At 32.1% G+C, this 13156-nt stretch carries 12 protein-coding genes; all 12 read right to left on the minus strand.

Annotation, left to right across the window (positions count from 1 at the left end; translation table 11 throughout):
• Positions 1-17 precede the first annotated feature (17 nt).
• On the minus strand, positions 18-1343 hold the full coding sequence (gene ftsA / locus RWO76_RS07345) for a cell division protein FtsA (RefSeq protein WP_314355007.1): 1326 nt from the start codon (positions 1341-1343) through the stop codon (positions 18-20).
• Positions 1344-1466: 123 nt separating this feature from the next.
• Positions 1467-2261 carry an FtsQ-type POTRA domain-containing protein gene (locus RWO76_RS07350; protein WP_314355008.1) on the minus strand — a complete coding sequence of 265 codons (795 nt, stop codon included), beginning with the start codon at positions 2259-2261 and terminating at the stop codon, positions 1467-1469.
• Between the two features lie 21 nt (positions 2262-2282).
• Positions 2283-3380: an undecaprenyldiphospho-muramoylpentapeptide beta-N-acetylglucosaminyltransferase gene (gene murG, locus RWO76_RS07355; protein ID WP_314355009.1), complete on the minus strand. Its 1098-nt coding sequence runs from the start codon at positions 3378-3380 to the stop codon at positions 2283-2285.
• Positions 3381-3397: 17 nt separating this feature from the next.
• Positions 3398-4759, minus strand: coding sequence for a UDP-N-acetylmuramoyl-L-alanine--D-glutamate ligase (gene murD, locus RWO76_RS07360; protein WP_314355010.1), 1362 nt, complete (start codon positions 4757-4759; stop codon positions 3398-3400).
• An 84-nt stretch (positions 4760-4843) separates the two neighbouring features.
• Complete coding sequence (mraY, locus tag RWO76_RS07365) at positions 4844-5803, minus strand: phospho-N-acetylmuramoyl-pentapeptide-transferase (protein ID WP_314355011.1); 960 nt, start codon at positions 5801-5803, stop codon at positions 4844-4846.
• 13 nt (positions 5804-5816) lie between these two features.
• Positions 5817-7304 (minus strand): UDP-N-acetylmuramoyl-L-alanyl-D-glutamate--2,6-diaminopimelate ligase, encoded by a 1488-nt coding sequence (locus RWO76_RS07370; protein WP_314355012.1) that lies wholly within the window; start codon positions 7302-7304, stop codon positions 5817-5819.
• 16 nt (positions 7305-7320) lie between these two features.
• Positions 7321-9111, minus strand: coding sequence for a penicillin-binding transpeptidase domain-containing protein (locus tag RWO76_RS07375; RefSeq protein WP_314355013.1), 1791 nt, complete (start codon positions 9109-9111; stop codon positions 7321-7323).
• Positions 9108-9482, minus strand: coding sequence for a cell division protein FtsL (locus RWO76_RS07380; protein WP_314355014.1), 375 nt, complete (start codon positions 9480-9482; stop codon positions 9108-9110). Before RWO76_RS07380 ends, RWO76_RS07375 begins: the two co-directional genes overlap by 4 nt.
• A gap of 22 nt (positions 9483-9504) precedes the next feature.
• Positions 9505-10446, minus strand: coding sequence for a 16S rRNA (cytosine(1402)-N(4))-methyltransferase RsmH (gene rsmH / locus RWO76_RS07385; protein WP_314355015.1), 942 nt, complete (start codon positions 10444-10446; stop codon positions 9505-9507).
• Positions 10447-10464: 18 nt separating this feature from the next.
• The gene (mraZ, locus tag RWO76_RS07390) at positions 10465-10896 is read right to left on the minus strand and encodes a division/cell wall cluster transcriptional repressor MraZ (RefSeq protein WP_006703034.1); all 432 of its coding nucleotides are present in this window, start codon (positions 10894-10896) and stop codon (positions 10465-10467) included.
• 279 nt (positions 10897-11175) lie between these two features.
• A complete protein-coding gene (locus RWO76_RS07395) occupies positions 11176-11556 on the minus strand; it encodes a DUF3397 family protein (RefSeq protein WP_314355016.1) in 381 nt (126 codons plus the stop codon).
• Between the two features lie 149 nt (positions 11557-11705).
• Positions 11706-13156 (minus strand): DUF1542 domain-containing protein (locus RWO76_RS07400; RefSeq protein WP_314355017.1); only part of this gene is annotated, 1451 nt, incomplete at its 5' end.

Raw genomic sequence — 13156 nt, forward strand, 5'->3', positions numbered from 1 at the left:
TCCTCCTTAGATTCGTACTAGTCTATAAACATTTTGAAAAAGTTTTTCACTTTATCTCCAAAATTTTCTGATTCTGTTTCTTGTGTTGATTCCACTTCAGCTTTTGGTTTTTCAACTGGTTGTGGAGTTGTTTCTGCAACTGGACGGCTAGGGCTAGCTAAAGGCGTTACTCTTGTTTCAGTCGTTAACTTACCTTTTTGTGCAATACGATGAACATCATCTAATGATGCAGCATATTGAATCAATCCCATGCTTGTTGCATAAATTGGATTTCTCATCCCCATTTGTTCTGGAATATATGTCTTTACATTTACTCCAAAAATTTCTTGAGCTAATTCAAGAACTCCTGCCATAGAAGAGGCTCCCCCTGTTAAAACAATTCCTCCAGGTAAACTTAATGCATCTACTTGATCTAAAGCACGTTTAATTGTTTCAAAAATTTGAACTTCTCTCGCTTCAATAATTTCTGATAAGTAATGTTCATCTACTTTAACAGGATCTTTCTTTCCAATAGTTTCAACTGGGAAGAATTCTTCATCAGAAGTTTCAGTAGAAATAGCATAGCCATACTCACGTTTAATACGTTCTGCATTTTCATAGCTCGCATTTAAAATTACTGAAATATCTTTTGTAACGAAATCTCCACCTTCTTGGTCAACATAAGAGAATTTTAATTGATGGTCATGCATAACTGACGCACTAGTTTGTCCTCCACCCATATCAATTAAGATTGTACCAAATTCGCGTTCACCTGCAGACATTGCTACTTGGCTAATTGCAAGAGGTTGAATAACCATTTCTTCAATATTTAATCCTGCTTTATCAATACAACGTTTAATATTATGAACGATTGTTTTCGGCCCAGTAATCATACTTGCATATAATTCTAGTCGAACTCCAATCATGCCACGAGGATCTTTAATGCCATCGAATCCATCAACTATAAACTCTTCTGGAATAACTGAAATAATTTCTCTTTCAGGAGCAACTGAACGAACTTTTGCCGCTGAAATCACATTATGGACATCGACATCTGTAATTTCACGATTTTCACTAGAAACAGCAATCATGCCATGACATGGTTCAATCGAAATTTGATTACTTGGGATTCCTACGATAACGTCTTTAATTTCAATATTTGATTTTTGCTCTGCTTGTTTAACGGCTTTTTTTATAGATTCAACAGTTTCATCGATATCTACAATTACTCCCCGACTTAGTCCTTGAGATTTTTCATTGCCGACTCCAATAATGTTTAATTGTCCACGAATATACTCAGCAACAACAACTTTAATTGAAGTGGTTCCAATATCTAAACTCACATAAATTCTTTGATTTTTCACGCTTATTGAAACCTCCTACTAAATTTTTCCATTCACATTTTATAAATAATTATACATTTTTATTCTACCATATTTCTTGCTCGTTAAGAAAATATTTGAATATTTTTTACGAATTTTCTTTTTCTATTGAGCATTAATATCTGGTGTATAGAAAATACCAACTTCCATATCAATTGTTCCAGATTTCATTTGTAGTTCGTTGTAAATACTTGGATAATAATTCAATTTTTCTCCAATATCTTTTAAAGTTCCAATAACTTTCATTCCATCTCTCATTCGAATTTGAAGTTTTAATGGTTTCTTTTCTGGATCTACATATTGAATTTGACGAATCATTCTAATCACACTAGGAGATGTTTTTTCTAATTGACTTGCTAGTTGAATTCTTGATTCTTCATCAAAATTTACTAATTCTGGATACCCATCTTTATTAGCTGGTTCCTCTGTTTGAATAGACTGAGCATCTACTAATAATTCCTTATATTCCCCATTTTCAACATAATAACCAATCGCCGGATTTTCTAGAATAGTTAATTGAATTGTATTTAACCCAGATAAAGTTACAGAAGCCGCTTTAATTTTTGGATTTCTTTTTGTTATTCTTTGTTGAATTGTTTCATGTTCAGACAAGATTCCCCAAATTGTTTTCCCTCTTTTTATTCCAGCTTGTTCTCGTATAGTTTCAATTTCTACTTGTTGATTACCATAAACATAAATAGCTTTTGGTTTTGATAAAGGAGAAATAAAATAAATACTCCAGAACATACAAGCTAGGAAAATCCAGAACAAAAATTTCATTTCTAAATGATTAAAATGAAAAAATTGTTTTAATGGTTGGATAGAACTTTTTTTTGAAACCTCCTCTGTTATCTCTGTTGGAGGAGGCGAAGAAGTTGAAGCTTTTTTAAAAAATTTCATAAGGCTCCTCCTTTTTTCTTTCTACAACATTTCATGAATCATACTTGTTAGTCTTGAACTTGCATCTGTAATTCCCATTTTCTTAGCGGAAGTAGCCATTGCTTCTTTTTTATGAGAATCTAATAAAATGTGTTCAATTTCAGCTAACATTGTTTGAGCATTTAATTCTTTTTCTAAAATCATCGATGCTGCTCCTTGATCGACTAAGGAACGAGCATTAGCTTCTTGATGATTATTTGTTACATATGGACTTGGAATTAAAATACTTGCTAAACCTAATGCTGTTAGTTCAGTTAAAGTTGTTGCGCCACTACGACAAACAACTAAATCCACATTTTGGAATAGTTGTGGCATATCTTTAATATACGGAAAAACAGAAACATTTGGCAATGATTTTTCTAAATTTGTAATCTGATTGTTGATTTTGTCATAATGCACTTCTCCTGTAACCATTATGACATGATAATTTTTATCCGCAAATCCTTCTAAAGCCTCAACAAATACTTCATTCATTCGCTCAGACCCACGACTTCCACCGAAAATGACTACGATTGGTAAGTTGGTCTGTACTCCTATTGAAGCCAAATATTCAGGATTTTTCTTAATTTCTACAACTTCTTGTCCTCTAGGATTTCCTGTTAAAACAACTTTATCACTATAAGAAGCAAAATCTTTTTTTACATCATCAAAGCAAATTGCAATTTTATTCACCCATTTTGCTAAAAATTTATTTGTTACTCCTGCAACACTATTTTGTTCATGAATAATCGTTGGAATTTTTAATAAACTAGCTGCAAATAATACTGGTGCACAAACATAACCACCCGTACCAATGACAACATCTGGTTTAAATTCTTTTAAAATTTTTCTTGCTTTAATAACACTTGTTACCATATAGTAGGCTGTTTTTAAGTTTTCTAATGAAAGCGAGCGTTTTAACCCTTCGATTTTAATAGATTCAAATGCATATCCTGCTTGTGGAACAATTTTACTTTCTAATCCTCGTTTTGTTCCAATATATAAATATTCTACATCCTCTTGTTTTTCTAAATATCTCATAAATGCAAGTGCAGGATAAATATGACCTCCTGTACCTCCACCAGATACGACAACTCTCATGAATATTTTCCTCTTTCTTATAAATTCTCTACAACGCGAATAAATTCATCCCCACGAATTTCAAAATTCTTAAATTGATCCCAACTTGCACAAGCTGGTGATAATAAAATAATATCGTCTTCTTTACTGATTTCATAAGCCTTTTTAGTCGCTTCTTCTAATGTATTCACGACTTCAATGACTGGAATTCCTGCAACTTTCGCAGCTTCTTGTAATTTTTCTTTTGTTTCACCATACAAAACAATGCCCGATACAGCTGTTAAGTCTGGGACTAATTCATCAAAACCATTTCCTCTATCTAAACCACCCGCAATTAAAACAACAGATTGATTTGTAAAGCTGCGTAATGCTGTTTGTGTTGCAATAATATTCGTCGCTTTGGAATCATTGTAGAAACGTCTTTTATTTACTTCTTTTACAAATTGAGTACGGTGTTTTACACCATGGAAATTTTGAACGGCTTTTTCAATGCCTTCATTTGTAGCTCCTGCTAATTTTGCAATCGCAACTGCTGCTAATACATTTTCAATATTTTGTGTTCCAGGAACTTGAATCGTTGAAACAGGAATTACTTTTTCACCATTGAAGCATATGTAGTCATCTTTAACCGAAGCACCAAATTCTAAAACATTTTTTCTACTAAATGGAACTAATGTTGCTTTTGTATGACCTTCAATTAATGTAATCAATTCTGGATAATCAGCATTATAAACTAAATAATCTTCTTCTGTTTGATTTTTCGTTAATTGAAGTTTTGCTTTAATATATTCTTCTCGTGTCCCATGATAATCTAAGTGAGCACTAAAAATATTTACAATACACGCAATTTTCGGTTTAAATTGATCAATTCCCATCAATTGGAAACTACTTAATTCAGAAACATAAATATCTTCTTTTGTCGATTGTTCTGCTAGTTGCGATAATGGAATTCCAATATTTCCTGCAGCAAAAACATTTCGTTTAGGGAAAGAGTCTTTCAACATTAAACTTGCTAATGTAGTCGTTGTTGTTTTACCATTTGACCCTGTAATTCCAATGATTAAACCTTGTAATAAATGATACGCAATTTCAACTTCTGTATAGACTGGGATTCCTTTCTTTATGGCAGCTTCAACCATACAATTATGATATGGAATTCCAGGATTTTTCACTACAAAATCAAAATGTTCTTCTAATAAATCTACTGGATGTGAACCAGCTAAAACACGAATTCCTTCTTCAATTAAACTTTTTGCATCTGGATTTTCTTCTAATGGAATACGATCATTAACTGTTACAATCGCCCCTTGATGTAATAAGAGTTTTGCAACTGCAACTCCACTTTTTGCTAATCCAATAACTAATACTCTTTTATGTTCAAATTTCTTTTCATTCAGCACCTAATATGCCCCCTAGATTTATTTCGATATGTATATGGCAGTATGAACTGCCGAAAAATATGTATGAAAAGCTAAATAGCTTTTCTAAATTAATACTAATGTAATTAGCGCTCCGATTAGTCCAACTAAACTGAAGACTAAAACGATTTTCACTTCTTTCCATCCACACATTTCAAAGTGATGATGAATTGGACTCATCTTAAATACTCGTTTTCCAGTTAATTTGAATGAAGTTACTTGAATAATAACGCTAGCTGTTTCTAACACAAATACAATCCCAATTCCTAGTAAACTCCATTCATGATGAAGCATTAACGAAATAATGGCTAATCCTGCACCTAAAGCTAGAGAACCAACATCCCCCATAAAAATTTTCGCAGGTTTCCAATTAAACATTAAAAATCCAATTAATCCTCCAACTACACTAAAACAGAAAAATGCAATCTCTACTTGCTTTGAGTGTAATGCTAAAAATGCATATGTACCGTAAGCTACAATAGATGTTGAAGTTGCAAGACCATCTAATCCATCTGTTAAATTTACCGCATTTGAAAATCCTGTAATCCAAATGATTGTAAAAATTGCAAATAATACTAAGCTGTGTACTTCACCAACAAATGGAATATAAATTAATGGAGCACGTCCACTTAATAAAAATAGAGCAACAAAAACAGTTGATCCTAGTATTTGTAAAACAAATTTTTGATGACTTTTTAATCCTTGATTTTGTTTTCTAAAAACTTTAATAAAATCATCAAAAAATCCAATTCCACCAAAAAATACAAATCCTATTACTCCACTTAATAATGTAAAATTAAAATATCCGAATAATCCTCCAAGAACTAAACTGACAATTCCAATCATCATTAAGAAGATAAATCCTCCCATCGTTGGTGTTCCGCTTTTAGCCTGATGCCAAGATGGACCATCCTCTAAAGTTGTTTGCCCAAATTGATTCCTACGCATAAATTGAATAAATTTAGGCTCTGCAAATACTGTTGCCAATAATGTTGCGCCTAATACAAGTAAAAATTGTAATGTCATCTTTTTCTCCTCTTTATCTATTTCCTAATAATGTTTCTACGATTTCAATTTCATTATAAGGATATTCCACTTCACCAATAATTTGATAAGGCTCAACACCTTTTCCAGCAAGTAAAACAATATCTCCAACACTCGCTAATTGAAGTGCTTTTTCAATTGCTTCTTCTCGCTTATCAATACATTCATAAGAAACAGAATTCTTATCAACCGCACTTAACAATCCTTCATAAATATTTACTAACGGCTCTGTTCTAGGATTATCTGCTGTAAAGACAACATGGTTTGATTTTGTTAAAGCTATTCTTCCTAGTTCTGGTCTCATACTAGAATCACGATTTCCTCCACTATGCCCCACAACTGTAATGATTTTTCCATGTGGAATTTGTGATAAGGAATCTAATACATTTTCTAATCCATCCGGAGTATGAGCAAAGTCGACGATTACTTGGAAATCTTGCCCTTTATCAACTGCTTGCATACGTCCAGCTACCCCTTTGAATGCTTTCACTTTTTCCAAAATTTCTTCTATAGAAACTCCATAAACATAAGCTACTGCAATAGCAGATAACATATTGTATACATTAAAAATTCCTAATAATGGCATATCAACCAAGTAGCGTTCATCTTGTTGAATCACTAATTCAAATAAAGTATGTCCATTTTCCGTACGAATATTTTCAGCTTTAAAATCAGCCTTTTCTTTGATTCCATAACTAATTACTTGTACAGGAGTTGAATACTCAAACATTTGAAACTGTTCATCATCCGCATTTAAAATTGCTACTTTTGGTTTGCGATTTTTTCCAACATAATTCCCTAATTGAGAGAATAATAAACTTTTAGCATGCGCGTATTGTTCCATTGTTTTGTGTAAGTCCAGATGTTCATGAGTTAAATTCGTAAATACAACACAATCATAATCCAATCCCCAAATACGACCTAATTGTAAAGCATGAGAAGAAACTTCCATCATACAAGTTTCTCCACCAATTTCTTTTAACTCTTGGAAAGTTTCATGCAACGTTAAAATTTCTGGGGTTGTATTATGAGTCTGAATAATTTTTGGACCAATTTTACGATAAATAGTACCAATTAATGCTGTGGGTTTATTCGGTTTTTCCAACAATGCATCTATCATATGAGTGACTGTTGTTTTACCATTTGTCCCTGTTACTCCAATCATTTGTAAAGATTGAGTTGGGTATCCATAAAAATGATTTGCCATCAAAGCCATCACTCTTGTCACATCTTTAACATAAATTACCGGAGTATCTCCCACTTGATCTTCAATAGATTTACTTGCTACAAACGCAACTGCTCCTTTTTCTTTTGCAGCAGAAGCAAAGTGATGCCCATCTACTGTTACCCCATCAATACAAAAAAATAATGTGTTTGGACGAACTTTTCTTGAATCTTGTGCTAAATAATCAATTGTTATATCAGATAAATCACCTACAATTTTTTTTAGGTATATCAATTGAGTTAATTCTGTAGCTAACATTGCTAAATTCCTCCTTTTATTGCGTTAATCGACTATAATCTAACGCACGTTTCATCATTGGGTTAAAAATTTCTTTAATAATAGCACTTGCACCATCGCCGTATGGGTTATTTTGAGGCTGTTTTAAAGTGATATATAAAATATATTTTGGATTGCTAGCAGGTGCAAAACCAATTACTGAATAGATATAGTTACTTCCATACGAATAGTATTTTCCAGTTTCAGGATTAACTAACTCAGCAGTTCCAGTTTTTGCTGCTACTTCTTCCCCTTCAATATCAAAGCCATTAGAAGTACCATTTTTCATAGTAGTTGCTTCTCGTAAATACTCTAAAGTTTTTTTAGCTGTTTCAGGCTTAATAACTTGACCTAAAGAATTTTCAGAAAAATTAATAGTAGTATTTGTAGCTGGTCTAAATTCGTGATCCACGATTCTTAATTTTTTCATTTCACCTTGGTTCGCAATTGCTGTAAATGCTTGTACCATTTGAAAAGCTGTCACCGAAATCCCTTGTCCAAAACCTGTCGTCAATTGTTGTAAATAAGAATTATAGGAATTTAATCCAGTAGACTCATTTAAAAATCCTGATTGTGTACTTTGACCAAAACCAAACAAATCTAAATATTGCTTCCATTTTTCAACACCAATTTTTTGAACAACATGAACAAATGCAACGTTACTTGAGTGTGCTAATCCTTCTAAATAAGTAATTCTTCCCCAACCAACTTTATTATAATCACGTATTAAATCTTTAAAAATCTGAATTTTACCAGATTCATATTTTTCATTAGGATCAAATACACCCTCATTAATAGCTGCAGCAAGAGCTAATACTTTCATTGTGGAACCAGGTTCATAAGCTTCATCCATTAATAGATTATTCCACATTGTATTAATACCTTCTTTTGTTGTTCCATTAAATGTAGGTCTTTGAGTCGCAGCTACAATATTTCCTGTTTTAGGATCAACTAACATCGCTGTTAATTGATTTGGTAAATATTTTTCAGTTACTTGGGAAACTAAAGATTCTAAATAAGTTTGTAATTTTTTATCTAATGTTAAATACAAATCATTTCCATCTTTGGGTTGCTCTGTTATTTTTTCACTTCCTGGAATGACATAGCCATTTCCATCTGTTCTTGAAACTACTTCACCAGGTTTCCCTGTTAATGTAGCATTATAAAGTGCTTCAATGCCCATTTTCCCAACTAATTGCTCCACGTTTTTACCATCTACTTCTTGTTCTTCTACTTCTGTATATCCAATGAGATGTGAAGCAAAAATTCCATTTGGATAATAACGTGAAAGATTTTCCGTAAATTTAATACCAGGAAGTTCCTCTTTTTCAATTTTTTCTTTTGTTTCAACAGAAAGATTTTTTCCTGCCTTTCCAAATTCTACTTGTGCAACATTTTTTTGAGATAAGATTTTTTCAATTTCTGAAGCTTTCATATCGATATATTTTGATAAAACTTGTGCAGTCTTAGAAAAATCTTGAACATAATCTTTTTTTTCCTTATCCCATTGGTCAGTTAACACTGCAAATAAAGAATAATTTGTTGCATCAACTGCAATGGGGCTACCACTTGCATCATATATATTTCCACGTTTTGCTTTTAAAAGTGTTGTATGTGTTAATTTTTTATCCAATTCATCTCTTAAATTAACACCATGGCTTTGACCTAATACCATAATTTTAAAAAAGTAAAAAGAAAAAATGAGAAATAGGAAGATTGCGATTGCCATCAAGCAACGTATCGCAATCTTTCTATTCCCCAAATATTCCTTAAAATGTTTTTTTATCATTGTCCAACATTCCTTATGTTATTTTGACCCATTTCCAATCCTTGTTCTTTAGCAATACGATTCACACGATCATATTGTGATAGTTCTTGTGCAGATTGTAATAACGTATCATTTTTTCTTTGCATCAATGTCGTATTTGTTCGTATATCTTGCAATTGACGATTTTTATTCGCCACTAACATTGAACTAACAACTGTTAAAGTACCTAACAATACAATTACCACAATTGAAACAATCATATTTCTTGCATAATTAACTTTTACTTTTTCTTGAGGAATAGCCGTTACTACTTTATCAGAATAAGTATTCGGAAAGGCTTCTTTGACTGTTGTTGTAGAATTTACATCAACGATTTGTTCTGCTAATGCCATCAAAAAACGCCTCCTTTACTAATTATTTCACACGTTCAATCACTCGTAATTTTGCACTTTGTGATCTTGAGTTTTCTTGCATTTCTTCTTCTGTTGGCAAAATTGGTTTTCTTGTAATCAATTTAAAATCAGCACTTTCTAACTGCCCTGGTAAAATTGGTAAATTTTTTGGTACTTGTTCTACCGTACTTTTTTGTTTGAACATCGTCTTCACAATACGATCTTCTAAAGAATGGAAAGAAATAACACTAATTCTTCCTCCAACTTCTAACAAGTCAAAAGCTTGTTCTAGAGAATCTTCAACTGCTGCTAATTCATCATTTACAGCAATACGAACTGCTTGAAAAATTCTTTTAGCAGGATGTCCACCTTTTCTTCTTGCAGCAGCAGGAATACTATCTCGAATAATATCTACTAATTCTCCAGTCGTTTCAATCTCATGATCTTGACGAATTCGTTCAATGTTTCTTGCAATTTGTTTCGAAAATTTTTCCTCTCCATAACGATAAAAAATTCGAACTAATTCATCATAACTCCACTCATTAATAATCTCTTTTGCAGTTAATGGCGCTGTTTGATCCATTCTCATATCTAATACGGCATTTTGATGATAACTGAATCCTCTCTCAATTTGATCTAATTGCGGTGAAGATACTCCTAAGTCATACAAAATCCCATCAACTTTTTTAATCCCTAATTCATTTAGTTTTTTCTGAATCATTCTGAAATTTGTATGAATGAACGTTACTTTATCTTCTTCAATAAATTTTTTCAAACGGATTTTAGCATTATCAATAGCATTCATGTCTTGGTCAAAACAGTATAAGTGGCCTGTTGTTAATTGACTTAATAAATATTCACTATGTCCTGCTCCACCTAATGTACAATCTACATAAACCCCATCTGGTTTCACCTCAAGGTTGTCTACTGTTTCATGTAGCAATACGGTTACATGTTTAAACATTCTCTATTAATATCCTTTCTAAAATCCAAAATCAGCCATTTGTTCTGCTAATTCTTCAAAATTTTCTTCAGTTTCAGCAATATAAGCTTTCCAACGTTCTTCATCCCAAATTTCAATTCGGTCATTCACACCAATTACTCGACAATTTTTCACTAGTCCTGCATGTTCTCTTAATGTTGGTGTGATATTAATTCTTCCTTGCTTATCAAATTCTACTTCACTTGCAGCAGAATTGAAGAAACGAGCAAATGCACGAGCGTCTTTTTTCGATTGAGGTAATTCACTCAATTTTTGACGTAGCAATTGCCATTGATCAAGAGGGTAGCCGTATAAACAGCCGTCTAGTCCACGAGTTACAACAAAAGTGAATCCTAAATCTTCACGAAACTTAGCAGGAACAATCATACGTCCCTTAGCATCTATTGTGTGTTGATATTCACCGATTAACATGCAGACTCCTCCTATCATTCATTAATTATCCATAGTTTACCACACTCCCCCACTTTTCACCACTTTTTTATTAAAAAAGTTAAAAAATATTTTAAATTCACCCCTTTTTTATATAAAATTCAAAATGCTCTTCATTGTAGAACACTCAAAAAAACTTTCATATCAACGTTTCTCATCAATTAATCATAATCTCCCTTTTTATCCTTGCTTTTTATTTTTTTCAAAACAAAAAACACTTAATCAACTGACTAAGTGCTTCTCTATCTAATTCTAAAACTATTAACGAATAACTCCCCAAGAGAGTAATAAATAAAAACAATACTGAATGACTAACGATAGATGTCCAATTACAAATACCAAAAATTCTAATGAGAAAAATTGATATAAAAATTTTCTTAATGAAAATTCATGACTACTTTTTTTCACTAATAATAATGTTATTCCAATAATAGAGCTAAATAATATCATCCAAGGTAATTGAGAATATCCTAAAACAACTTGAGAAAAAATTTCAAAACTAACAACTAGTAAAGGTAACATTACTTCTCTTATTGTTAGAAAGAATGAATCTGAAAAATAAATTCTTGTTCCAAAATAATATTTTAAAACAGCATAACTGGCTATCGTTATCGTAATTAAAAGTGGTGCTAATAAAAACATTCTTTTCTCTCCTTTTCTGATTGTATTGTACACTAATCTTTCTTTATCGTACAGTGATAGATATATTCGTTATTCATCTATATAAAAAAATCGTACTACCTTCTTAGATAGTACGATTTTTTCTTATTTAATCTGTCAGATTCATACAATTATTCATCTTCTTTTTTCTTTTTCGCAAATAATCCTACTCCTGATAATAGAGCTGCCATTGCTGGAAGAATTGTTCCAAATGTTGATGTTCCTGTATTTGGAAGTTCTTTTTGAGAAGATTGTTTTATATTTCCGACTGATGAGCCTACTGCTTTAGTTCCTTTATTGCTATTTTCTTCAGAATTCACTGTATTTTGAGGAGAATTTGTAGAAACTTTTGCAATAAATTCAGCAATACGTTTCACCATTGCATCTACTTCTTCTTGTGTAGCTCTTGGATTATTGAATACTGCTTTTGCTACATCCAATAATTCAGAACCTTCTGTCTTGTATTCATCATTTAATTGAGATACTAGACTATCTAATTGAAGAATTGATACTTCCAATTGTGTTTTATCAACTTTTACATTTGTTTGTGGTGTCGATACTACTCCACTTGGTTCTTGTGATGGTTTAAAGATATCTTTTGCTAATACTTTAAAGATTTGGCCATCTTTTAGAATAATAATGGCATTTCCCATATCATCAAAGACTACATCCGCTATTTCTGGATTTTTAGCAATAATATTAGATTTTACGTTTTCTTTTTCTTCTTTAGTAATACGAGAAATATTCATAACTATTTGTTTTTCAAAAGTTAAATTAATATTATCTAAACCAGTTGAAACCTTAACTAATTTTTCAACAGAAATTGTTTCACTTACACCACTTTTAGATGTCACTGTTACATTCCCTTTATCATCAACTGATACTGTTGCTTCTGGATTTACTAATTTAACACGTTCTAAAACTTTAGATTTTTCTTCTTCTGTTAATTTAGTTGGATTAACAATAAGTAGTTTTTCAGCTGGAACAATCACTTCACCTACTGACTTCACAACAAGTTTTTGATTTTCTGTAACATTAGTAACAAATCCATCTTTAGTTTCACGATCAATAGCTTCTTTAGCTTGTGCTACTATTGCATCCACTTGTAATTTAAGAACCTCTTTTGCCTTTTCTGAAAGATCGGTTCTTGCATCAATCGCTACTTTTTTAACAATTGCTTCATTTTCAATTGCTGTTTTAGCTTTGGTTTTCGTCACCGATTCTGGGTTTACTGAAGTTACTTCTGTTGTTCCTTTAGTTTTAGCTTGATTAACCTCAGCATTAGTTGTTGCTTTATCGATTGCTTCTTTTGCTGCATCAGCCTTAGCTTTAGCTTCTTCTTTAGCTGCAGTTTTCTCTTCGTCTGTTAAGTCTGTACGAGCATCAATCTCATTATTCTTAGCTTTAAGAGCTTCATCGATAGCTTTTTTAGCTCCCGTTTTTGCTACTGATTGTGGTTCTACAGCTTTTACTTCTGTTGTTCCGTTTGCCTTAGCTTGGTCTACTGCTGCGTTTGTTGTCGCTTTGTCGATTGCTTCTTTTGCTGCATCAGCCTTAGCTTTAGCTTCTTCTTTAGCTGCAG

This window comes from uncultured Granulicatella sp. (assembly GCF_963521425.1).
In the GTDB taxonomy this organism is placed as follows: Bacteria; Bacillota; Bacilli; order Lactobacillales; family Aerococcaceae; genus Granulicatella.

Excerpts from the sequence above, each read along its gene's own strand:
- RWO76_RS07350 (WP_314355008.1), bottom strand. The coding sequence starts at position 2,261 with ATGAAATTTTTTAAAAAAGCTTCAACTTCTTCGCCTCCTCCAACAGAG.
- murG (WP_314355009.1), bottom strand. The coding sequence starts at position 3,380 with ATGAGAGTTGTCGTATCTGGTGGAGGTACAGGAGGTCATATTTATCCT.
- mraY (WP_314355011.1), bottom strand. The coding sequence starts at position 5,803 with ATGACATTACAATTTTTACTTGTATTAGGCGCAACATTATTGGCAACA.
- RWO76_RS07370 (WP_314355012.1), bottom strand. The coding sequence starts at position 7,304 with ATGTTAGCTACAGAATTAACTCAATTGATATACCTAAAAAAAATTGTA.
- RWO76_RS07375 (WP_314355013.1), bottom strand. The coding sequence starts at position 9,111 with ATGATAAAAAAACATTTTAAGGAATATTTGGGGAATAGAAAGATTGCG.
- RWO76_RS07380 (WP_314355014.1), bottom strand. The coding sequence starts at position 9,482 with ATGGCATTAGCAGAACAAATCGTTGATGTAAATTCTACAACAACAGTC.
- rsmH (WP_314355015.1), bottom strand. The coding sequence starts at position 10,446 with ATGTTTAAACATGTAACCGTATTGCTACATGAAACAGTAGACAACCTT.
- mraZ (WP_006703034.1), bottom strand. The coding sequence starts at position 10,896 with ATGTTAATCGGTGAATATCAACACACAATAGATGCTAAGGGACGTATG.
- RWO76_RS07395 (WP_314355016.1), bottom strand. The coding sequence starts at position 11,556 with ATGTTTTTATTAGCACCACTTTTAATTACGATAACGATAGCCAGTTAT.